Source organism: Haloferax sp. DFSO60 (assembly GCF_046557615.1).
In the GTDB taxonomy this organism is placed as follows: Archaea; Halobacteriota; Halobacteria; order Halobacteriales; family Haloferacaceae; genus Haloferax.
Genome location: NZ_JBKIII010000002.1, coordinates 203,562 through 224,397, shown reverse-complemented (window position 1 = coordinate 224,397; position 20,836 = coordinate 203,562). Strand labels below are relative to the sequence as shown.

Annotated in this window: 20 protein-coding genes; 6 read left to right on the top strand and 14 right to left on the bottom strand. The window is 60.6% G+C overall.

What is annotated here, in order from left to right:
* The first annotated feature begins 12 nt into the window (after window positions 1-12).
* A complete protein-coding gene (locus ACK509_RS10505; protein ID WP_410766490.1) occupies window positions 13-357 on the top strand; it encodes a rhodanese-like domain-containing protein in 345 nt (114 codons plus the stop codon).
* A 64-nt stretch (window positions 358-421) separates the two neighbouring features.
* Here ACK509_RS10505 and yciH read toward each other — a convergent pair whose 3' ends face one another.
* The 6 genes from yciH to ACK509_RS10475 form a co-directional block, all read right to left on the bottom strand.
* Window positions 422-715: a stress response translation initiation inhibitor YciH gene (yciH, locus tag ACK509_RS10500; protein ID WP_390222026.1), complete on the bottom strand. Its 294-nt coding sequence runs from the start codon at window positions 713-715 to the stop codon at window positions 422-424.
* 65 nt (window positions 716-780) lie between these two features.
* A complete protein-coding gene (locus ACK509_RS10495) occupies window positions 781-1,755 on the bottom strand; it encodes a hypothetical protein (protein ID WP_410766489.1) in 975 nt (324 codons plus the stop codon).
* A gap of 147 nt (window positions 1,756-1,902) precedes the next feature.
* The gene (locus ACK509_RS10490; RefSeq protein WP_410766488.1) at window positions 1,903-3,096 is read right to left on the bottom strand and encodes a hypothetical protein; all 1,194 of its coding nucleotides are present in this window, start codon (window positions 3,094-3,096) and stop codon (window positions 1,903-1,905) included.
* 67 nt (window positions 3,097-3,163) lie between these two features.
* A complete protein-coding gene (locus ACK509_RS10485) occupies window positions 3,164-5,395 on the bottom strand; it encodes a DUF3488 and DUF4129 domain-containing transglutaminase family protein (RefSeq protein ID WP_410766487.1) in 2,232 nt (743 codons plus the stop codon).
* Window positions 5,392-6,393, bottom strand: coding sequence for a DUF58 domain-containing protein (locus ACK509_RS10480; RefSeq protein WP_410766486.1), 1,002 nt, complete (start codon window positions 6,391-6,393; stop codon window positions 5,392-5,394). The genes ACK509_RS10485 and ACK509_RS10480 overlap by 4 nt, the downstream gene beginning before the upstream one ends.
* Entirely contained in the window at window positions 6,390-7,346 is a 957-nt protein-coding gene (locus ACK509_RS10475) for an AAA family ATPase (protein ID WP_410766485.1), read from the bottom strand. The genes ACK509_RS10480 and ACK509_RS10475 overlap by 4 nt, the downstream gene beginning before the upstream one ends.
* Before the next feature lie 175 nt (window positions 7,347-7,521).
* Here ACK509_RS10475 and mutS point away from each other — a divergent pair, with 175 nt between their 5' ends.
* The 3 genes from mutS to ACK509_RS10460 all read left to right on the top strand — a co-directional run bounded on the left by mutS (window position 7,522) and on the right by ACK509_RS10460 (window position 12,247).
* Entirely contained in the window at window positions 7,522-10,158 is a 2,637-nt protein-coding gene (mutS, locus tag ACK509_RS10470; RefSeq protein WP_410766484.1) for a DNA mismatch repair protein MutS, read from the top strand.
* Window positions 10,155-11,807, top strand: a complete 1,653-nt coding sequence (gene mutL, locus ACK509_RS10465) for a DNA mismatch repair endonuclease MutL (protein WP_410766483.1) — start codon at window positions 10,155-10,157, stop codon at window positions 11,805-11,807. Before mutS ends, mutL begins: the two co-directional genes overlap by 4 nt.
* A gap of 68 nt (window positions 11,808-11,875) precedes the next feature.
* The gene (locus ACK509_RS10460; RefSeq protein ID WP_410766482.1) at window positions 11,876-12,247 is read left to right on the top strand and encodes a hypothetical protein; all 372 of its coding nucleotides are present in this window, start codon (window positions 11,876-11,878) and stop codon (window positions 12,245-12,247) included.
* 40 nt (window positions 12,248-12,287) lie between these two features.
* Here the strand turns inward: ACK509_RS10460 and ACK509_RS10455 are convergent, their stop codons facing one another.
* Window positions 12,288-12,506, bottom strand: a complete 219-nt coding sequence (locus ACK509_RS10455; protein ID WP_410766481.1) for a hypothetical protein — start codon at window positions 12,504-12,506, stop codon at window positions 12,288-12,290.
* A 90-nt stretch (window positions 12,507-12,596) separates the two neighbouring features.
* Here ACK509_RS10455 and ACK509_RS10450 point away from each other — a divergent pair, with 90 nt between their 5' ends.
* A complete protein-coding gene (locus tag ACK509_RS10450; RefSeq protein ID WP_410766480.1) occupies window positions 12,597-12,839 on the top strand; it encodes a hypothetical protein in 243 nt (80 codons plus the stop codon).
* Here ACK509_RS10450 and ACK509_RS10445 read toward each other — a convergent pair.
* The 3 genes from ACK509_RS10445 to ACK509_RS10435 form a co-directional block, all read right to left on the bottom strand.
* Window positions 12,787-13,779 carry a 5,10-methylenetetrahydromethanopterin reductase gene (locus ACK509_RS10445; RefSeq protein WP_410766479.1) on the bottom strand — a complete coding sequence of 331 codons (993 nt, stop codon included), beginning with the start codon at window positions 13,777-13,779 and terminating at the stop codon, window positions 12,787-12,789. The genes ACK509_RS10450 and ACK509_RS10445 overlap by 53 nt on opposite strands.
* The gene (locus tag ACK509_RS10440; RefSeq protein ID WP_410766478.1) at window positions 13,779-14,534 is read right to left on the bottom strand and encodes a coenzyme F420-0:L-glutamate ligase; all 756 of its coding nucleotides are present in this window, start codon (window positions 14,532-14,534) and stop codon (window positions 13,779-13,781) included. The genes ACK509_RS10445 and ACK509_RS10440 overlap by 1 nt, the downstream gene beginning before the upstream one ends.
* Window positions 14,535-14,650: 116 nt before the next feature.
* On the bottom strand, window positions 14,651-15,151 hold the full coding sequence (locus ACK509_RS10435; RefSeq protein ID WP_410766477.1) for a metallophosphoesterase family protein: 501 nt from the start codon (window positions 15,149-15,151) through the stop codon (window positions 14,651-14,653).
* Between the two features lie 59 nt (window positions 15,152-15,210).
* Between ACK509_RS10435 and ACK509_RS10430 the strand changes: the two genes are divergently transcribed.
* Window positions 15,211-16,449, top strand: coding sequence for an NUDIX domain-containing protein (locus tag ACK509_RS10430; protein WP_410766476.1), 1,239 nt, complete (start codon window positions 15,211-15,213; stop codon window positions 16,447-16,449).
* Here the strand turns inward: ACK509_RS10430 and ACK509_RS10425 are convergent.
* From ACK509_RS10425 to ACK509_RS10410, 4 genes are all read right to left on the bottom strand, one after another.
* A complete protein-coding gene (locus ACK509_RS10425) occupies window positions 16,446-17,768 on the bottom strand; it encodes a permease (protein WP_410766475.1) in 1,323 nt (440 codons plus the stop codon). The two genes, ACK509_RS10430 and ACK509_RS10425, sit on opposite strands and share 4 nt — an antisense overlap.
* Before the next feature lie 158 nt (window positions 17,769-17,926).
* Entirely contained in the window at window positions 17,927-18,382 is a 456-nt protein-coding gene (locus ACK509_RS10420) for a VOC family protein (protein ID WP_410766474.1), read from the bottom strand.
* A gap of 1,018 nt (window positions 18,383-19,400) precedes the next feature.
* Window positions 19,401-20,009, bottom strand: a complete 609-nt coding sequence (locus tag ACK509_RS10415; protein ID WP_410766473.1) for a hypothetical protein — start codon at window positions 20,007-20,009, stop codon at window positions 19,401-19,403.
* A gap of 6 nt (window positions 20,010-20,015) precedes the next feature.
* On the bottom strand, window positions 20,016-20,633 hold the full coding sequence (locus tag ACK509_RS10410; protein WP_410766472.1) for a hypothetical protein: 618 nt from the start codon (window positions 20,631-20,633) through the stop codon (window positions 20,016-20,018).
* Between the last annotated feature and the right edge of the window lie 203 nt (window positions 20,634-20,836).

The following is a 20,836-nucleotide window of genomic DNA, read 5'->3' as shown; positions in this document are numbered from 1 at the left end:
GGTGGTGTGACTATGGACCGCGAAGTCTCCGCCGCGGAGGTGCAGGCACTCCTCGAGGATGAGGACCCGCCGCTCGTCGTCGACGTGAGTTCGCCCGACGAGTTCGCCGACGGCCACATTCCAGAGAGTCTCAACGTCCCGCTCGACGACCTCGTGACGCATCTGGGTCGCCTCTCTGGGGCGGCGCACATCGTCACCGTCTGCCCTCGTGGCGAAGCGAGCATCCAAGCCGCACGCCTCCTCGAAGCCTACGAGGGGACGAACGCCGCCCGAATCGAGAGTATGGAAGGTGGACTCGAAGTGTGGGATGGCCCGCTCGAAAGCGGTGCCGACGAGTGGAACCCTGCAGAAGAGTGAGCGCCGTCGCTCGTGAGGACGAATTCGCCGAAAATCGCTTTGAGGAGAGAAGTTAGCAGCTAGTTCACGCGACGTTGAACCCTTTCCCGCGGAGGAAGTCCTCCACGCGCCCGCGGTGGTTCCCTTGGAGTTCGATCGAGTCTTGCTCCACGGTACCACCGCAGGCAAACTTCGACTTCAAATCCGACGATAGGCTATCCATATCGACGTCTTTTGGGTCGAATCCTTCAATAACTGTAACCTCTTTTCCGTAGCGGCGCTCGTCGATGCGGATGGTTATCTCCTGAGACTCCTTGGCCACGTCTTCGCAGACGCAGAGTTCTTCAGGCAGACCGCACGTCGAGCAGACTTCCGACATTACAATGTGAGGCTACAAGATGAGGATATTAAACAGTATCGGGACTCCGGAACACAGCGGCGGAATTAGCTGTCGGTGGTCGCCGTATCGTCTCCGTCTTGAGACGAGTCACTCGTCGTTGTCGTCGTGGTGGTCGTCTCGTCGTCCGTCGTCCCCGAACTATCGGACGTGTCGTCGCTGTCGGTTGTCACCGTGGTGCCGTCTGCGTCTTTCGCCTGTTGACCACGGTTCGCGTTGTCGTTCGCGCTCTTCGAGTTGTCCGACCCACCGTCCGAGGGGCGGCGGTCAGACGCGTTGTCGCTGCCGTTACCGCGTTCTCGTTCGCTGTCGGCACCGTCTCCACGGGCGGTACTCGTCTCGTTTCGCTCGTCGTCTTCCGAGTCCTCGCGTCCGAGTCCTTTGCCGGGTGCGTCACCAGTGAGGTCACGGGCGATAGCCGAGACTTCGGGGCCAGTGAGGTTGTTCGCTCGGGTTCGAAGGTCTTCCAGTTCGGTAGTGTTCACACCGCGTTCGCGGAGGTCCGATTCGGGAACCGTCGTGGCCGCCGATTCGGTACGGTTGAGAATCGCCTTCGTCTGTTCGAGGTCGGCGACGATGCGCGTCATCTGCACGCGGTAGCGTGCTTCCGAGATGTTTCCTTGCTCGTAGAGCGTCTCTAATCGCTCTTGTCGCTCTTCGAGCGTTTCGAGTCGCACGCTAGCGCTCTGGAGTTGGCCAGCGACGACGGCCGCTTTCGAGGCGTTCGAATTCGCGTTTTCGAAGCGCCGGTCGAAGCTTCGTCGCTCGATTTCACCGTTCGTTTCGGAACCCTGGACGCCGATAACCCCGGCGAGTTTCTGCCCCGGCGGTGTCGCATTGGCGGTGTCGTTGGTCGGGCTCTCGGTGGTCGTGCTGTTGTTGGCAGCCACCTGTGGAGCGACCGACCCACTGGGGGCAATCGCGGTGTTTGCGGGACCTGCTGGCGCAGCCAAAGCGAGCGGTGCACCCATCGACACCACGACCAGCGTGGCGACGAGGAGCGCAACAATTCGTCGGCTCATTACCAGCCTCTTTGAACCGTTATCAGATATAAACGGGCGGTCTTCTCGGTGAATCAACGACGTTCAACGGGATTTTCCACCGTTCAAAAATGTCGCCGTTGTCGTGCGGTTAGTAGACATCGACCGATGTGAACGGTCGTAAGGTATTTATTCGAGGTTCGATTCGGCGTCTTCGTCCGACTCGGGGAGTCGAAGGACGTTCTCGCGGCCGAGACGGAAGCCTTCGATAGTTCCTTCGTCGCGCATGCCGCGAACGACCTTACTCGTCTTCGCGTCGGTCCAATCGAGTGCACCCGCGACTTCCTGCTGTTTGACGCGGCCGCCCTGTGATTCGATGAATTGCAGGACGCGCTCTTCGTTGCTGAGCAGTTCGGCGGGCGTCTTTTCAGTGCCACCCTCGCGCTCGTCGCTGTCGGTACTCGTGGTCGAGTCGGATTCATCGCCCACGTCAGTTGCCGCCGCGGGCACTCCTGTACGAGCGGAGTCGGAGACTGGGTCGTCGGAAGTCAGCTCCGAATCGTCGCCGAAGACGCCGCGAGAGCGAGCATAGAGGACGCCCCCGACGAGGAGTGTGCCAACGATGGCGAGCGCCGCAAGTGCCGTCGTCGGGAACGGGTCGTCAGCGACGTTGCCGTCACCGCCCGGCGTACTGTCTTCTGTGGTGGCTGTCGAAGGCGCACCCGCGCCCGGTTCGAGGACGACCTGTGGCTCGCCGGAGACGAACTCGGTGTCCGAACCGCGCCAGATGACGGTGTTCTCGCGAGTTTCGTCCGGCGACGGGGCGACCGAAAGGGTGCCGTACGATTCGGGCCACGAAATCATCAACCGAGAGTCGGCATCGAGGAAGAAACCCTCGATTGCGTCGCCGACGACGAGTTGGTCGCCATCGACGGCGGCGAAGTTCGACCACTCGAACGAGTAGGTCACGACCCCGTAGCTATCGGGCAGTGAGCGAGTCTCGGCCGCGACAGTGACGTTGGAGACGGCCATCTCGCGCCCGGTAGAGTTCTCGGCGGCCGCGACGGTGCCTTCGATTCGGTCACGGAAGTCGGTCGTGTAGTTGTCCGGATTCGACTCGATGTCCGCACTGAGCGAATCGAACGCCTCGGTGGTGTTCTGGTCGTCGAGTCGAGTCCAATATTGGATTTGCCAGTGGGCAGAGCCATTTTCTCGGATATCGACGGTGATGCGTGTGCTATCCGGAACGACACCCTGCTGAACGAGTGGTTCGACGCCGGGACCGGCGGCAGACCCCTCTTGGGTGGCCGCGACGGGGGCGACCATCGCAAGCACGCAGAGCAGCGCAAAGAGCATCGCGGGGACAGCGTCTCTTTTTGCCATTGCACAGTCCTCCACAGGGGAGCATCAAAAAGGGACGAGGTTCAGTGTGCCGGGGCGGCGTGTCGGTTCAGCGTCCCCAGCGCTTGAACACGGGCAAGCGAGACCGAACCGCGGCGTTGGCGATGGCTATCGCTTCTTTGGCGTCCTCGCGCGAGACGCCGCGTCCGTAGCGTGCGCGCTCGTACAACCCACCGAGTGACTGCGTTCGGCTATCGACACCGACCCGCGAGAGTGAGTCGAGGTAAGCACGTACGGTCTCTCCCGAGCGTCGCGGGCGATAGGTTCGTTCGAGGATTCGTTCGAGGCGGTCGTAGGCCCGAAGCACGTCCGCAGTGGGATGACCTGTCCGCCGCTGGAAGGCGAGATAGAGGAGCAACCAGAGTTTGTACGGTAGACGCAAGCGTCGCGCACCGGCGACGATGCCAACCAGTCCGGCGAACCAGACGAACATGGTCTCGCGCGATGGCGTCGTCGAGAACAGGCCGCCATCAGACTGCGAACTCCCGACCGGCGGTGGCGTGATGCCGAGTCGGTCACCCAAGCCAGGTCCGATGTTGCTCTCGTTCGAGTCGTTCGAGACGGGCGTGTCGGTCGAATCCGTCGAATCCGAGGGCGTCGGCGTGTCGGTCGAATCTGTCGAGTTTTCGGTCGTTTCGGGGCGCGTTTCGTTTGTATCGACACCCTGTTCGCCTTCGTCGCGTGCCTGCACGAGACGTTGGTTCTCTGCGGCCTGTCGAGGCTCGGTCGGCGTCGGGTCGAACCGCACCCAGCCGGTGTCCTCGAAGTACACTTCCACCCACGCGTGGGCGTCGAGGCCGCGGACGACGTATCGGTCGTCTTCGACGGGTTGACCGGTCGTGTAACCGGTGACGAAGCGTGCAGGGACGCCCTCAGAACGCAATAGGACGACCATACTGGAGGCGTAGTAGGTACAGTACCCCGAGTCCATCTCGAAGAGGAATCCTTCGACGATGTCGCCCTCGGGACGAGTCACCTGTAGTGAGTACTCTTTGTTCTCTTCGAGCCACCGCTCGACGGCGACCGCCTTGTCGTAGGGCGTCTCCGCATCGGCAGTTATCGTTGCTGCCTGTTGGCGAACCCGGTCGGACGTACTGTCCGGCAGCGCGAGATAGCGGTCACGAATCTCTTCTGGGTAGTCGGTTCCTGTCCGACGAAGCGACGCGGCGGTGTACTGCGGAACCGCACTCGTCACGGTGTAGTTTTCACCCGCTGCAATCGACCGACCTGGCCGGATGCTTCCTTGCGACGTGACGAGGGTGTCCGAGGCGACGTCACCCTCGACGTTGATGGGACGCCACGCCGCAGGCATCGCATCGAGCGGCGTCGCGGGCGTCACGGTCTGGCGGATGCGACGCGACGGTCCGGGCGGTTCGTCCAATCGACCACCGGTGTAGGGAGCAGTGTTACCGGTTCGGACCCATCCATCACCGGTGTAACGGTCGAACGATGCCGTTTGCCAGTACGACGGCGTCGTGCTTTCGACTTCGAATCTGACCTCCGGTGAGAGACTGATGCTCCCGACGATGCCGATGTTGTCGCTCGCGCTCACGAGGCTGGCTTCGACGGTCGGTTGGTCCGAGAGGCCGCTGTTTGGAATTATCGGCGCAGCACCTGCACCGGGCAGAACACTCACCGTCGCGGCGACGACAATCATCGTGGCGATGACGACGGTAAGTGCGTCGAGTTGGCCACCGTCCGAACCGAACCGGTCGAGCGAGTCGAATCCGAGTGTCGCCGCCCCGGCGCACACACCGACGAGCGTCAGCAAGCCATCGGCGTCGCCCGTCAGGACGAACAGGCCGAGGCCGACACCCGCGACGATGACTGCGGGGCCGTAGCGTCCGCGAACGGCGAAGTACCACGCGAGAAACAGCGGCGCGGGCGTCACGGCCAGTGCCCACACGTCGGCTGCGACCAACCGAAGCACCGAGAGGCCACTTGCCAACGCGAGCGAGTCGGCCGCGAGTTGGTCGAACGAGAGAAGCGCCAGTTGGCTCTCTGGGAGCGACAGGATGTAGGCAGCGAAGCCACCGCCCAGAATGAGCAGGGTCAACGTGAGTGCAACCACCGGTCGAAGCGTCTTTCCGACGAGCGTCGCCGCGACGAACGTCGCAACGACGAGTAGGACGAACTGGTCGCGGCGACCGACGATGTTCGTCACGTCGTAGAGGACCGCCAAGAACGCCCCAAGCAGGACCAAAAGCGACGCTACTGCGAGATAGCGAGTCGGAATTCCGAGGGTCGTCCTCGGCGTCCGAGTCGCTGTTTCGGTACTCACGAGACCACCTCTGAGACAGGCGACTCACCGACCGCAGCGTCGAACGCACTATCCTCACGGAGTTGTTCGAACGTGAACTCCTGGCCGCTGAGAGAGATTACTGTCTGTGGCGTCTCGCCGCGAACGACGACTTCTGCACTCGGTTCGGGCACCGAACCGGGGCGGAACTGCGCGAGATGGGAGAGAACGTGGCGACGGTTCCCCGGCACCGCATCGAGCGTCCCGACCGGCGTCGAGAGATTGATGGGTATCTCCAATTCGAGAAGGGAACAACAGACAGCGGCGGCCGCTTCGGCAACGTCGTCTTCGGTCCCATCGACGCCGCCGACCGAGACTTGGACGGCGCTCGGGTCGGTACGGTCGGTGAAGGCTTTGACCACGAGGTCGTCGGATTTCGCGCTCGACTTCCAGTGGATGTCGCGGAGGGGGTCGCCGTGGACGTAGCCCCGAAGACGGTCGAACTCGCCGCGTTCGTTCGTGACGCCGCTATCGGAGAGTCGCGCGAGCGTCCGTCGAGCGGGCGTCGAGAGCGCACGCAGACGCGGGAAGACGAGTACTTCGGTACGCGAAGAAACGTCGAATTTTCGCGAGAAGAACCTGAGAATGTCGTACCCGACGAGTGTGGTCGGGCCAAGCGTCTGCCGACCACGCGTCAGGTACTCGACTTCGTACGTAATCGGGTCGTCGCCGACGACGGCTTCGACGGTCGAGTCGCCAGTCAGTCCAACTGAAAGTTGGTCGGTCACGCGTGCCGGAAACGCCGGGGTCGAATCGAACGACAGTTCGACGGTGTGTCGTTCGTCAGGAAACCCATCGTCCAGTGGATTTCGGGTGACGCGAGGCGGAGAGAGACGGCGGATTTGAATCGCAGAGATGACGAGAGCGACGACGACGGGGACGACCACCGCGTTGAGCGCCCGCGGGCCGAACGCGACGGCGTTACCGATACCGACCGCGACGATTACGAGCGCAAACCACCCACGACGTGTTGGTCTCATTCGACTTCGATATCGTCGAGTGCCCGTTCGACGATCGTTGCGCCGGGTGTTCCGTCAGAGGTGCGAATCCGGTGTGCCCACACGCTCTGAATTTCGCGTTGCACGTCGTCGGGGACCACGAAGTCCCGCGCATCCAGTGCGGCACGTGCTTGGGAGGCGCGGATGAGGGCAATCGACCCGCGGGGACTGACGCCCAGATGCGCGTATTCGCGGGTGGATGCCGCGAGTCTGGAGACGTATGCTCTCACGGGTTCGCTCACGGTGACGCCGACAACGGCCTCACGGGCGCGACGAACGTCGCTCGCGGTGGCAACCGCCGAGAGCGACTCGATTGGGTGGTGGCCCGAGACCCGGCCGAGGAGTTCGGCTTCGTCCGCGACGCTCGGATAGCCGAGGTGGATTTTCTTCATAAAGCGGTCGAGTTCGGCGAGCGGGAGGTCGTAGGTGCGGTCGGGTTCCACGTCGTTCTGGGTGGCGATGACGGTGAATGGGTCGGGGACGCGTCGTGTGGTTCCATCGACGGTCACTTGCAACTCCTCCATGACTTCGAGGAGCGCGGCCTGTGTCTTCGGCGGCGCACGGTTGATTTCGTCGCCGAGGACGACGTTGGCGAAGACGGGGCCTTGGCGGAATTCGAACTCGCGGGTTTGTTGATTGAACACGTTGACGCCGGTCACGTCCGAGGGGAGGAGGTCGGGCGTGAACTGCACGCGCTTGAACGAGGCGTCGATGGAGGTGGCTATCGCGCGGGCGAGCATGGTCTTACCCACGCCCGGCACGTCCTCCAAGAGGAGATGCCCACGGGCGAAGAGGGCGACGAGAATGTCTTCGATAGCGTCGTGATGGCCGACGATGACCTGTTCGACGTTGTCGGAGATACGTACAGCGAGGTCTGCTACCGACTCGACAGAGAGGGCGGGGTCTAAGTCGGATTCTGCGTGTGCGTCAGTCATTGATAGAGGGAACAGTCCGGAGTACCGCGGTGGACTGATTCATTGTTCACGTATATTAGCCGGACATACCTAACGTTGCTGGATGTGTGCATACCACAATCAAAGGAGAACGAGACGCAATAGGGGGACGAGACGGCTTCCCGAAGCTTTTGTCCCTCGGCGACTGCGTACAGGTATGGACGCGGACGCCCCGAGCGCATCGGTCTACGGCGCCCCAGACGAGATGCTGGCGGTGCGCGAGGACCTCACCCCGATGCTTTCGCAGTACGCCGACTGCTGTGAAGCCCACGACGACGCGCTCGTACTCTTTCAAGTCGGCGACTTCTACGAAGCATTCTGCGGCGCGGCCAAGACAGTCGCACGAACCTGCGAGGTAACGCTGACCCAACGCGAGGATTCGACCGGTACGTGGCCGATGGCTGGTATTCCCATCGAAAACGCCGCTGGCTACATCGAACGCCTGCTCGATGCGGGCTATCGCGTCGCCCTCGCCGAACAGGTCGAAGACGCATCTGAAGCATCTGGACTCGTTGACCGCGCGGTCACGCAACTCATCACGCCCGGCACTGTCGTGGACGAAGAACTCCTCGAAGCAGGCCGAGCGACCTACCTCGGGGCAGTCGCCCGCGACGGCGACACCTACGGACTCGCAGTTGTGGACGTTTCGACCGGCGAGTGTCTTGTTACGGGTGCAGACCGCGCACTCACCCTCGAAGAACTCGAACGCCTCGCCCCCGCCGAACTCGTCGTTGGCCCGAAGTTCGACCTCCCAATGCTCTCGTTCGACCCGATGGTGACACCCTTCGAGACGTCGGCGTTCGACCTCGACGTCGCCCGCGAGACGCTCTCTTCCTATACCACCCAACCCGATGCTATCGTCGAATCTGACGCCGAACTCCGGGCGGCGGGCGCACTTCTCTCCTATGCGGAGTACGCCCACGGCCAAACGACGCTCGAATACGTCTCTCGAATCACCCGCTTCGACCCGCGAGAGTTCCTGCAACTCGACGCGACCGCACTTCGAAGCCTCGAACTCTTCGAATCGAGAAGCGTCCGTTCCGGAAGCACCCTCCTCGACGTGTTGGACGAGACGGCCTGCGCACTCGGTCGCCGCCGGTTAGAGGCGTGGCTTCGCCGACCGCTCGTCGAACGCGACGAAATCGAGCGCCGACTCGACGCGGTGAGTGAACTCACCGACGACGCCCTCCTCCGTGACGACCTCCACCAGCACCTCTCTTCAGTATACGACCTCGAACGACTCGTCACACGCATCTCGCGCGAACGCGCCAACGCCCGCGACCTGCGCTCGCTGAAAGGCACGTTGGACCGCGTTCCAGAACTCAACGATGCGCTCGAAGACGCAGAATCCGACCTCCTTCGGTCGATTCGCGCGAACCTCGATGAACTCGAAGACGTTCGGAACCTCGTCGGCGACGCCATCGTCAGCGACCCGCCGCAGGAGATTACCGAAGGCGGCGTCATCGCGGATGGATTCGATACCGAACTCGACTCGATTCGCTCGACTGCGACCGAAGGCAAAGCGTGGGTGTCGAACCTCGAAGCCCACGAACAGGAGCGAACCGGTATCGACTCGCTCGAAGTCGGCTACAATCAGGTTCACGGCTACTACATCGAGGTGACGAATCCGAACCTCGACCGCGTGCCTGAAGAGTACGTCCGCCGTCAGACGCTCAAAAATTCAGAGCGGTTCTACACACCCGAACTCAAGGAACGCGAAGACGAGATTCTGCGCGCCTCCGACCGCGCCGACGCCCTCGAATACGACCTCTTCTGCGAGGTTCGTCGCGACGTCGGCGCCGAAGGCGAACGCGTTCAGGAAGTCGCCAGCGCACTCGCCGACCTCGACGTACTGCGGACACTGGCCGACGTTGCGGTCGCCAACAACTACACGCGACCGGAATTCGGCGGCGAAAATATCGACATCGACGCAGGCCGTCACCCGGTGGTCGAACAGGCCCAAGCCGAGTTCGTCCCCAACCCGGCGTCGCTTCCCCGCGGGTCGATTGCGCTCATCACCGGCCCGAACATGTCCGGCAAATCGACCTACATGCGACAGGTCGCGCTCATTTCGGTCCTCGCGCAAGTCGGGAGTTTCGTCCCTGCACGAAGCGCCTGTCTTCCGGTTATCGACCGTATCTTCACACGGATTGGTGCTTCCGACGACATCGCGGGCGGGCAATCGACGTTCATGCGTGAGATGAGCGAACTCACCGAAATTCTCCACAACGCCACCGAGAACTCACTCGTCCTCCTCGACGAGGTTGGGCGCGGAACTTCGACGACGGACGGCCTCGCCATCGCCCGCGCCGCAACCGAATTCCTGCACGACGACGTGGGCGCGACGACGCTCTTTGCGACCCACTATCACGACTTGACCGACGTGGCAGAGGAGCGAACCGGCGTGTTCAACCTGCACTTCACCGCCACACAGACAAAGGGCGAGGTGACGTTCCTCCACAGCGTCGCCGACGGACCGTCTTCGTCTTCCTACGGCGTCGAAGTCGCGCAACTCGCGGGTGTTCCACACACCGTCGTAGACCGCGCACAGGAACTCGTGTCCGATGGTGAACGAGTCGAGAAAGAACACGAAACGAAACCAACCGATGGGGAGACACTCGATGCCTACATCGACGGATTGGAGAACGGACAGGATGAGACTGAAACAGACGACGGCCAAACCAGTCCCGACCGGCAGGCCGTCGCTGAAGAACTCCTCGCCGCCGACCTCGCTTCGACAACGCCACTGGAGGCACTAAATCTCCTTTCAGACCTCCAAAACCGACTCCAATGATTCGCACACTCGATGCTGAAACCCGTGCCAAAATCGCCGCCGGAGAGGTGGTCGCTCGCCCAGCGAGCGTCGTCATCGAACTCGTCGAAAACGCACTCGACGCGGGCGCAGAGACGATTCGAATTGCCGTCGATGGCGACGGAACCGCCCGAATCCGTGTCGTGGACGACGGATGCGGGATGAACGAGAAAGACGCGAGTCTCGCCACCGAACGCCACACGACGAGCAAACTGTCCGACGCCGACGACTTGGAGACGGTCGAAACCCTTGGCTTCCGTGGTGAGGCGCTCCCGAGTATCGCCGCAGTCGCTCGCCTCGAACTGACGACCAACGACGGTGGCGAACGCGGAACCCGCGTCCTCGTCGAAAGAGGCCAAAAGAACGTCTCGCCTGCGGGACGAGGGCGAGGAACGACTGTCGAAGTCACCGGCCTCTTCGAAGAGCGACCCGCCCGAAAGAAGGCACTCGCCTCCCCGGAGACCGAGTTCGCGCGCATCACGAGCATCGTGACCCGATACGCACTCTGCCGACCCGACGTGCGATTCGTCCTCCGCCACGGCGGGCGCGAGACGCTCTCGACGCCTGGAAGCGGAGATTTCACCGCGGCGATGCTCGCGTGCTACGGGCGTGACGCTGCGGGTCAGGCATCGTCGTTCGACACAGCGCAAGTCCTCTCTGTTGGCAGCGAACGCGGCGAGTTTCGCATCGATGGCGTCCTCTGTCATCCGGCCATCAGTCGGGCTCGTCGGGACCACATCCACGTCTCGGTGAATGGACGGGCGCTCGCCGAACCACGAATTCGTCGGGCGGTTTCCGAGGGCTACGGGACGCTCCTTCCCGACGGTCGTGAACCCGTCGCCGTCGTTCGGGTGTCGCTCCCGCCGGAGTGGGTTGACCACAACGTCCACCCCGCGAAAGATGAGGTGGGCTTCCGCGACTCCTCGGTCGTCACGCAAGCAGTCGAATCGGCGGTTCGAGACGCGCTCTCGACAGCCGACTTGGCTCGGAGCGCCGACCTCGCGATGGACCTCGACTCGTCGCTTTCTGCCCGCGGCGAGGAATCCGTCTTCGACGACGTGGCCGTAATCGGGCGATTCCGCGACCTCTACGTCCTCTGCGAGGCGGGCGACGAGTTACTGATTATCGACCAGCACGCCGCCCACGAGCGGGTGAACTACGAGCGACTTCGGGAGGCGGTGGCCGACGCCGGCATCGACGCCGTCGAGGTGGACCCGCCAGCGCGAGTTCGGCTGTCTGCACCCGAAGCGGCGCTCTTCGAGGCGAATCGAGAAACGATTGCGAATCTGGGCTTTTCCGTCTCGGTGGTCGGGTCGGGAACCTATCGCGTCAAGGCCGTCCCCGCACCGCTCGGCCGGGCATTCTCGCCAACTGCCCTCGTGGACGTGATTTCCGACGTTGCCGCGGGCGACGCGAGCGACCCGCGAGACGAGGTGCTGAAAGACCTCGCGTGCCACCCGTCCATCAAGGCTGGCGACCAATTGAGCGACGAGGAGGCCCGGAAACTGGTCGAACGACTCGGTGCGTGCGAGACGCCGTACAGTTGCCCGCACGGCCGACCGACCGTGTTAGCACTCGAAGAAGACGCGTTCGTTCGCGGGTTCGGGCGGCGGAGTGGACGGCGCGGGTAGCGTCGTCGCCCACAGTTGAAATCCTCGAAGTCCGCCAGAAACAACTATCCAAGCGTGAATGCCAAAATATGTATCGTCGCCGTCTACTAACGGGGGTTGCTGTCGGTCTCGCCACTCTCGCTGGGTGTACAGGGACAACGACCCGACCGCTCGAAACCCGCATCTGTGAGTATTCGGCGGAGACCCAAAAGGCCGAACTGACGATTACTGACGAACAAAACTCGAAGGCGGTGGTCTCGAAGTCGATTCCGCTTCCGGGGAGTCGGTGCACGGAATTCGAAACTGAGATAGAACGAAGCGGCACGTACGAATTTCACATCGAGTTAGATACCGGACTCAGCGGTTCGTACACGTGGGAATACGAAGACGCGATTAGTATTCAGATAGACCTCAGGGCTGACGAAATCGAATTTAGGGAGCTACAAATCCCGGCACCGTAACGACGAGCGGACGACAACCTGAGTTCGTGTTATCGTTCTCTCACCACGACTTGCACTCGTCGCAGACGTACTCCTCGCCGTCGAGCCATCGCTTTTGGACTGAGGTTCCACAGCGTGGACACGCAGTCGCCTTGGGCGTCCAGCGATAGGTGGCGAGCGTGTCGATTTCGGACCCTTCGTCGTCTGGTTCGACACGCTCGGATGTGTCTTCCGCGTCCGCCTCGTCGCCGTCGAAGTCGTCGAGCGAGAAATTTCCCATGAGAGTCGAATCGCGTGTGCGGGGGCTTAGCCGTGGCGCACGCCGTGCGAAACCCACACAATCATTAGCCCCCGTTACCGAGAGTCGCGTATGGCTACGTTCACGGAATTCCTCGTGGCGCTCGTCCAGAGCGTCATCGAACTCACGGTCACGTTCGCCGACGTCGCGCTGAGCGACCCACTCTCGACGATTAGCTTCCTCTTCGGCAACATCTTCATCATCGTCTCGGTTGGGGTGTTCGGCTACCTCGTACTCGGTGCGCTCATCTCCGAGTTCGTCACTACGTCCGGTGCCGGTCGTCGGTCGCAGCGTAGGCCCGCGCAGCGAGAGTAATCGCCTCTTCTACGTCGGGTCCGAGCGGCGACCCGACGACCAAACCGTCCGCATGTTCGAGCACCGCGGCCATTCTCTCTGTAACTTCGTCGGGCGTTCCAGCCATCGAGAAGGCGTCTATCATCGCTGGGGTCACGAGACCGAACGCTTCTGAAAAGTCACCTGCCGAGATGCAGTCGCCGATTTCTGCGGCGCGCGATTTGTCGATGTTGTGTCTGTCGAGGACCGGCGGGGCCGCACCGGCGGTGATGAAAGCGACCGGCGGACGGGCGGCCTCACGGGCCGCTTCGGCATCTTCTGAAATCGAGACGCTAGCGTAGGCGGCGAGCGTGAACTCGCCGCGCGAATCGGGGCGGTCCTCACGTCCGATATCGACCTGTTCGCGTGCCCACGCGAGGTCGTCCGGGTGCGACCCGTTGAACAACAGGCCGTCTGCGTGTTTGCCCGCCATCCGGCACATGTGTGGGCCTTCGCCGCCGACGTAGACCGGAATCTCGCCGGGAACCTCGAAGTTGAGACCGGCGTCGTGGGCTTCGAAGGTTCCTTCGTGGGTGACGCGCTCGCCGTCCCACATTTCTTGGGCGACTTTGAACGCCTCCAGGACCGAACGAAGACCACGTTCGTCTTCGAGACCGAGATTTCGGAGGGTCGATGGGTCACCCGGCCCGATACCGAGCAGGCCGCGCCCGCCCGAGGCTTCGGCGATGGTTGCCACTTTGCCAGCCAGCGTGACGGGGTGCATCTCGTAGGGGTTGGCGACGCCGGGGCCAAGACGGATGTCGTCGGTCTCGGCGGCGAGTCGTGCGAGGACCGCGAAGGGGTCGCGGTTGTTGTAGTGACAGGAGACGAACAGCGAGTCGTAGCCCGCGTCTTCTGCCTGCGTTCCCAGTGCAACGAGGTCGTCTACCGGATGTTCCGGCGTGAGTTCGAGTCCGATCATTATGGGTCGTACCTCCAGTTTCGCAATGCTTGTCTGACAAAGTCGCCCTCCACGTCGCGGAAGTGGGCGTCGCTCTCTCCGTGGTCACCCCACTCGAAGTCGCGGACGACGACGATTGGGGTGCCATCTGCGCCTTCTCCTTGAAGAAGGTTCGCCGCGGCGGCGAGTTCGTCCACGACGCTCTCGACGGTGACGCCGAGTTCGCGCCCGTCTCGGTCAGGTTCGCCGCGCCAATCACGTGCCGGGGCCATGCCAGCCCACCCGATTGCGACGCCGCGCTGGCCGTGTCTGAATGGTCTCCCGCAGGTGTCGGTGACGATGACGCGCTCGGCGTCGATTCCGGCCCGGATGCGCTCGGCAGACTCGCTCGGGCGTTTCGGGAGCAAGAGCAAGTCGTGGTCGGGGACGTTCGAGCGGTCGATTCCGGCGTTGACGCCGATGTGGCCGAAGCGCGTCTCGGTCAGGAGGAATGGTTCCTCCATCACGAGGTCGACGCTCTCTTCGAGGACGGCCTGCGCGAATCGCGGGTCTTTCTCGTCGCCGGTCAACTCCGAAAGGCGACCTGCGAGTTCGCGGGCGCGCGGCCCGGCAGGAAAGTCCGCGAGGTCGAACAGGCGACCTTCGGCCTTCGAGACGACAGTGGAGGCGACACAAACCACGTCGTCGGGGCGCAAATCGACGCGTTCCGAGATGATGTCGGCGAGGTCGTCGCCCTCGCGTATCTCGGGCACGTCGAAGACCGGAAACAGCTTCATAGATTGGGGGAAGGGTAGCGGCCTCAAAAACAACGGGATGCTGGCGAACCGGGCCGGTATCGCAGGCAGAAAACAACCGAATCAGACAGTGGCAGTTCAGGCCAGACAGTGGCAGTTCAGGCTTGGCCGTTGCTGACGACCTGCACCGAGAGCGTGCCATCGACGATATCCCCAACCATCATCGTCGCCGCATCACCGACGTTTGCGCCGGTTGCACTGCCCGGATTGAGGATACGAACGTCGTCAAATTTCTCGTCGATGATGTCGTGAATGTGGCCACAGATACCAATCGCGCTGTTGCCAGCAGACCCGCGAACCATGTCGGCGACGCGGTCGACGTAGCCCGCTCGTGGGCCGGTCCCGTGGGTGACGACGAACGTGAGACCGCCTGCTTCGACTACTTCGACGGTCGGCAAGTCGACGTCATCTGCATCCATGTTTCCACGGACACCGACGAAATCCGCCGAGATTTCCCGAATATAGTCGAGCGTGTCAGGCGAATCGAAGTCACCCGCGTGGATGACCAAGTCTGCATCCTGAATGTGGTCTTCCACCCACGAGGGGATGGAATCCACTCGCCCCGGAACGTGTGTGTCGCTCAGGATAGCGAGTTTCATGCCCCCATATACGCGGCGAGCGAGATAGTCGTTTTCCCGCACGGTCTCGTATACGAACCATGAACCACGTCGTCACTGCGTTTCTCCGCCACGAGGGGCGGATTCTCCTCGCTCGCCGGAACGACGACGCCACGACCTATCCGAGGCGGTGGGCCGGAATATCGGGCTACGTCGAAGGCTCGACGACAGAGACCGAATCCGATACCCGACGTGAACTCCGCGAAGAAACGGGACTCACGAACCCGACACTCGTTCGCGCTGGCGACCCCCTACACGTCGCCGATGGAGAGTACGAGTGGGTCGTTCACCCGTATCTGTTCGACATCGACACCCGAGACCTGCGGCCGAACGAAGAACTCGCAACGACCGAGTGGGTCCATCCGACAGAAATCAGAAATCGAGAGACAGTCCCCGAGCTGTGGGCGGCGTACCGCCGCGTCGCCCCGATGCTCGAAGACGTTCGAGACGACGAAATCCACGGGTCTGCGTGGATTTCGATTCGCGCACTCGAAGTACTCCGCGACGCTTCCGCCGACGCCGAATCGTGGGACGAGGTGGTCGAACTCGCAGGAGCGCTCCGCGATGCCCGCCCGAGCATGGCCGCCGTGGAGAATCGAATCAATGGCGTCATGTCGGAATCCGACCCGACGCTCGAAGCAGTGTGCCAGCGCGCCGAGCGTGCAATCGATGCCGCAGTCGTCGCCGACGACGAGGCCGCTGCAACAGCAGTCGTTCGATTAGAGCGAGACGGAATCGAGCGCGTGGCGACACTCTCTCGGTCGGGAACTGTACTTTCTGTGCTTCGGGATGACCGGCCCTCTGTACTCATCTCAGAATCTCGCCCGGGTGGCGAAGGCGTCGTCGTCGCCGAATTACTAGCCGAAGTAGGAATCGAAACGACGCTCACGACGGACGCCGCGTTACCAAAACTCGTCCTCGATGGCGACGCCGACGCCGTCGTACTCGGTGCTGACTCGGTTCTCGCGTCTGGTGACGTCGTGAACAAAGTCGGGAGCGTGCCACTCGCACTGGCAGCGAATCGTGCAGAGATTCCTGTATACGTCGTCTGCGCCCGCGACAAGATACGCGGTGACGACACCTTCGTCGGCGAGTCTGGTGGGGCGCTCTCGACCGAAGCAGGCGTGACTAGCGAGAATCCGATATTCGAAATCGTGCCCCAAGTCCTCGTGACGGGCGTCGTGACCGAAGCAGGCGTACTCTCTGCCGACGACGTTGCGGGCGTCGCGGCCGAACACGCCGAACTCGGTCGGTGGGACGAAATGGAGAGTGTGGGTTAGTCGCCCACTTGCGCCGCCATCTCACCCGTCGAACCGACGGTGTCGCGCTGGTGAAGCCAATAGAGGAAGCCGAAGAACACCGTCGCCAGCACGTTCAAGACGGCTTTGTAGTTGAGTTCGATACTCACGTCCGCGATTTGGGCCGTCGATGGGTCCGGGATGAGGCCAGCCGTACTGAAGACGAAGTGGACGATGACGCCCGTGAGGACGGCGGCGACGAAAATCATCCCCGAGAGGATGGCCGCGAAGGAGGTGCCGTAGTACTCACGATAGGCGTCCATGATTGGCGGGACGATGAGGTCGGCGTAGATGTAGCTCAAGACGCTCCCGAATGGGAGCCCATTGGTCCAGAGAATCGTCCCGAAGGGGACGTTGCCGACCGAACAGACAAAGGTTGCAACGCCGATGACCGCACCGACGACTGCGGTCCAGAAGACGTACACTGGAACGCCAAACGTCGGCCCGGAGAAGACCGTCGTCCAGACCTCTTTCGGAATGAATCCGGCGATGAGACCGGCGAACACGAAGCCGATGGCAATCTCGTCCCAGAGCATGGCCCACTCTTTCCACTGCTTGTCGGCGAGGGCTTTCCACCCGCTGAGAGAGGTGGCCTGTCCTCGTATCGTCGTCTGCTGTTGCTCGGGGTCGAAGCTCTCCTGACACGACTTCGAGCAGAAGTAGTACGTCTGTCCACCTTCTTCGACCGAATACTCGGCCTCCTCCGGCGTGAGTTCCATTCCACAGACCGGGTCTTGGACCTTCTCCACTTCGTCTTGGATATTTTCGCGTGCCTGTTCGACCACTTCGTCGGGCACGAGATAGACGAATCCGAACGACATCAGGCCGATGAGGATGAACCCGCCGAGGATGTCGGCGGCGAGGAACTGCCACCCAAGCAGAATCCAGATGACCGCGCCGATTTCGATGACGAGGTTGGTCGAGGCGAACATGAACGCCCCGAGGGTGGCCGCCGCCGACCCGCCTTTCTTGAAGAGGTTCTTCGCCGTCGCGATGGCGCTGTACGAACACGACGAGGAGACGAATCCGAACGTCGTCCCGTAGCCGAGTTCGCGCAGGCCGTGGCCAGCAAGGAGTTCTGAAATCTCTTCGTCTGAGGTCCACGCCTCCACACCGCCAGCGATGGCAAAGCCAACGACGAGCGCCCACCACGTCACCCACGCCATCGCCGCGGTAGTTCTGAGGAACGTCTGTGTACTCTCGACGAAGAACGTTCCCAGCGGTTTCGTGGTCGTGAATACGCCGATTCCGATGGTCAACAGTGCGATACCTGCGAGCAGCGCGTACTCTGCTCGGTCCATGGGGCTTCTAGTACGGGCTCGATATTTTACCGATTTTCGGCTCAGAGAGTCGGAGTGAGAAGGACGTAGAGTTTGGATGTTGGATGGAATTGAACAACGAGGTTTAGATATCAGTGCAGAGTTCTCATCTGAGTTCGTTGCTAGCGGCCAGTAGACTCCTATTCGACAATATCGAGTGTGTCAAACGCTTGTTCGGGTGGTCGCGGTTTGGCGTTTAGTTCCCATTCGATTCCAAACCGGTCCTCGAACGTTCGGTGGTGTGATGCGTTGTATGAAACGGCACAACCGAAATCGGTTGCACGCTCCGTAATCGCCTCGAACTGAGTCTCACTGACTGCCAGTGCGAGGTGGTCGAATCGGCCCGACCCACACTCGCCGTCACTCTGTGCGACCGCGAGGAAGAAGTCGTCGCGGCCGAGAAACGTCATCGTTGGCTCGACGCCCTGTGAAATCGCGTCACTCCACGCCAGTCCATCGGGGAGCGTCCCCGGTTCTTCATCCACTGTTCCCTCTCTGAACAGTACCTCCATGTCGAACAGTTCTCGGTAGTATGTCTCGCCCTCGGGAACGCCGTCAACGAGTAGAACGAGGTGGTGAAGCCCGCGAATCGGCATACGTGACAGAATGAACGAGGTATGGTAAACGTAGGGGCGAGACGAGCCGTTGTAGTTTCGTCTAAACAGATGGACGCCACGCCACGCGAAACGTTGGGTTCTTCAAATCCGATGCGAAAGAACCACTCGGTGGCGATGAAGAAAGTTACCCCCACTCAGCCCTTTGTGATGATGGATTTTCCCTGAGCCACCACCTTACAAAAGATATCGAGCAACATCGGTAGAGTAGCGACACCCCAGAAGAACGAAGCAGGGAACTGTTCAGATTCGAATACCCAGCGGTTAGTTTGAAAACTGCATTCTCTTCGTCAATATTGAGATAGTTGCATTTCCACGCCACCAGTGAGCGTATTTGTGATTTTGAGCTTCGTAATGTTCACCTCTTCTGTGTATGCCATTAGCGGGCTCGAGGGTCAGCTTCGTCAGTGACATGGCCCGTGATTTTTCGGTTCCGACTCGGCTTCTAGGTAGAATATACCGGCTCAGCCTACCCATTCTGATATAATTTTTTCACGTCGTATCCGACGCCATTCTTTGACAGCATTCATTCATGAGTTCTAGCTGCTGCTCACGAGATTCCACATTGCTTGCTTTGTCTTTCTCGGTGAAGATGGCTTGCGCGAGCGACGTGAGCTCATCTTCTAACTCTTGGACACTTGCTTGGGCTTGTAGTGTATTGACTGTCATTTCAACTTGGTAGTCCGTGTCGAAAGCCAGTTTGATGACTGCTTCAGTTCAGATTATTTTTTCTCCATCTGCTCGGTGGCGAACGAGTCCTATCAAGTGACAGATGTCTTGAAGGTCTGCATGAAATTCTCTTGACGAATCATACGTACGAAACTCAATTTTTAGATCATCTGGAATAGTAGTATGGTCCCATCCACCCCACTCACGGAGTAGCTCGAATTCAATCATTTGGAAGTCTCCTGTTCGTTCATACGTTTCATTCAACAGTATCTCCTCAAATATTTGGCTTCAACGTGAGCATTGATAACCTTCGAGAGGAAGCTCTTTTGAGCTAATATTTACTGGGTTGGTACTCACCAGTCGTAACGACGGTTTCGATAGCTCTTGGAAGACGCTCTCGCTTTGCAGTGACGCGTTTCTCGAACGAGTCGAGCATGGATAGTTGCTCTTCGACGCTGACCGGGGACCCTGCTGCGTGCATCACTCCCCGGAAGAATTCGAATGCGTACTCGAAAATAGTCTCTGCCATCCACGCCGTGTCGGTCACAGGTTCATAGAGTTCGGCCGCTCTGTCATAGTGCGTCATCGCCACGTCCTCGTTTCCACGAATCAATTCCAAATCTGCGAGACACTCCTGAGCGAGTCCGTGAAGCACGTCGGGATGAAAGTAGTATTCGTCGAAATCTTCGACGATGAGAATCGCTTGTTCGACACGGTTGGCCGCACGAGCGGGATTGCCTGCCAATCGGAAGGTAAACGCCGCATTTTCGAAGTAGTAGAAAGTCCGGCCAAGATTCGCCCCTGTCGATATCATCTCGGGCTCCGGATAATCACATTTCAAGAGTGCTTCGTACGCGGCGAATGTGTACTGCTGGCCTGCTTTGGCATACGCTCGCTGCTCGCATGCATCCTCTGCTTTGTCCATGTATTGTATTGTCATCGGTCCTCACTTTTCCGGGAGTTTCCATTCACCGGAAGCGATGATTTGGTCGATAAATTGTCCGATGTACTCTTGTTTGTATTCGACCCAATCGGTTAGCTGGCCTTGGGTAGATTCTCTAATATAGTTATAATCGACATCAGCAACAAGGACGACAGTACTGAACGTGGCCTGGCTACTCATAATCGGACCTTCCGCGTAGTGGGCAGTGGGATTACCAGCCTGCTCGTACCTGTCTTTCGCCTGCTCGTATGCATCGGTCACGCCATCGAGACCCGCGATGAGTCGAAAGTCACCGACGAACTCGTGCCATGCTCCACGTTGAGCTCGATCTGGGGGATGTGAAGGCGTTGGGGGCGCCTCAGCCCGTTCTGCATATTCTTCTGCGAGGTCAATACCGAGCCAAGCAGCAAACTCACACTGCCTTGATTGCTTGGCTAATCGGTAACACAGGCAAGCCTTGAACAGTATTCGCAGCTCCATTGCCCAACTGTTCGAGCCAAACCAATCGCCGGCTTCTTCGAAGCTTGCTTTGACAAAGGTATCTCCGGCGCTACCGAAGTCCCCTTCCCGTGCAAGGGCTGTTGCTTCTTCTTCCAATTCCCATCGATGTCCACTTGTCATCTAACAATCAACCTCCTCTATTGGGCCGTTATTGTATTTTCATGCGACATTTTCCGCATCTTCCAAGTTCTTGAATACCGATTTATCATTCTTTGTGTCAGTAAGAAAAGTCTTTGCGCGATATTTTACAACTGAGCCACCACCCTTACTGGAACGAGGAATTGGCACCAATCAATCTATTAGTAGAAACGGTGTCTGCCCCA

Excerpts from the sequence above, each read along its gene's own strand:
- ACK509_RS10445 (WP_410766479.1), bottom strand. The coding sequence starts at position 13,779 with ATGATCGGACTCGAACTCACGCCGGAACATCCGGTAGACGACCTCGTT.
- ACK509_RS10455 (WP_410766481.1), bottom strand. The coding sequence starts at position 12,506 with ATGGGAAATTTCTCGCTCGACGACTTCGACGGCGACGAGGCGGACGCG.
- ACK509_RS10425 (WP_410766475.1), bottom strand. The coding sequence starts at position 17,768 with ATGGACCGAGCAGAGTACGCGCTGCTCGCAGGTATCGCACTGTTGACC.
- mutL (WP_410766483.1), top strand. The coding sequence starts at position 10,155 with ATGATTCGCACACTCGATGCTGAAACCCGTGCCAAAATCGCCGCCGGA.
- ACK509_RS10495 (WP_410766489.1), bottom strand. The coding sequence starts at position 1,755 with ATGAGCCGACGAATTGTTGCGCTCCTCGTCGCCACGCTGGTCGTGGTG.
- ACK509_RS10480 (WP_410766486.1), bottom strand. The coding sequence starts at position 6,393 with ATGAGACCAACACGTCGTGGGTGGTTTGCGCTCGTAATCGTCGCGGTC.
- ACK509_RS10430 (WP_410766476.1), top strand. The coding sequence starts at position 15,211 with ATGAACCACGTCGTCACTGCGTTTCTCCGCCACGAGGGGCGGATTCTC.
- ACK509_RS10420 (WP_410766474.1), bottom strand. The coding sequence starts at position 18,382 with ATGCCGATTCGCGGGCTTCACCACCTCGTTCTACTCGTTGACGGCGTT.
- ACK509_RS10505 (WP_410766490.1), top strand. The coding sequence starts at position 13 with ATGGACCGCGAAGTCTCCGCCGCGGAGGTGCAGGCACTCCTCGAGGAT.
- ACK509_RS10435 (WP_410766477.1), bottom strand. The coding sequence starts at position 15,151 with ATGAAACTCGCTATCCTGAGCGACACACACGTTCCGGGGCGAGTGGAT.
- ACK509_RS10460 (WP_410766482.1), top strand. The coding sequence starts at position 11,876 with ATGTATCGTCGCCGTCTACTAACGGGGGTTGCTGTCGGTCTCGCCACT.
- ACK509_RS10410 (WP_410766472.1), bottom strand. The coding sequence starts at position 20,633 with ATGACAAGTGGACATCGATGGGAATTGGAAGAAGAAGCAACAGCCCTT.
- ACK509_RS10440 (WP_410766478.1), bottom strand. The coding sequence starts at position 14,534 with ATGAAGCTGTTTCCGGTCTTCGACGTGCCCGAGATACGCGAGGGCGAC.
- ACK509_RS10490 (WP_410766488.1), bottom strand. The coding sequence starts at position 3,096 with ATGGCAAAAAGAGACGCTGTCCCCGCGATGCTCTTTGCGCTGCTCTGC.
- ACK509_RS10475 (WP_410766485.1), bottom strand. The coding sequence starts at position 7,346 with ATGACTGACGCACACGCAGAATCCGACTTAGACCCCGCCCTCTCTGTC.
- ACK509_RS10450 (WP_410766480.1), top strand. The coding sequence starts at position 12,597 with ATGGCTACGTTCACGGAATTCCTCGTGGCGCTCGTCCAGAGCGTCATC.
- mutS (WP_410766484.1), top strand. The coding sequence starts at position 7,522 with ATGGACGCGGACGCCCCGAGCGCATCGGTCTACGGCGCCCCAGACGAG.
- yciH (WP_390222026.1), bottom strand. The coding sequence starts at position 715 with ATGTCGGAAGTCTGCTCGACGTGCGGTCTGCCTGAAGAACTCTGCGTC.
- ACK509_RS10415 (WP_410766473.1), bottom strand. The coding sequence starts at position 20,009 with ATGACAATACAATACATGGACAAAGCAGAGGATGCATGCGAGCAGCGA.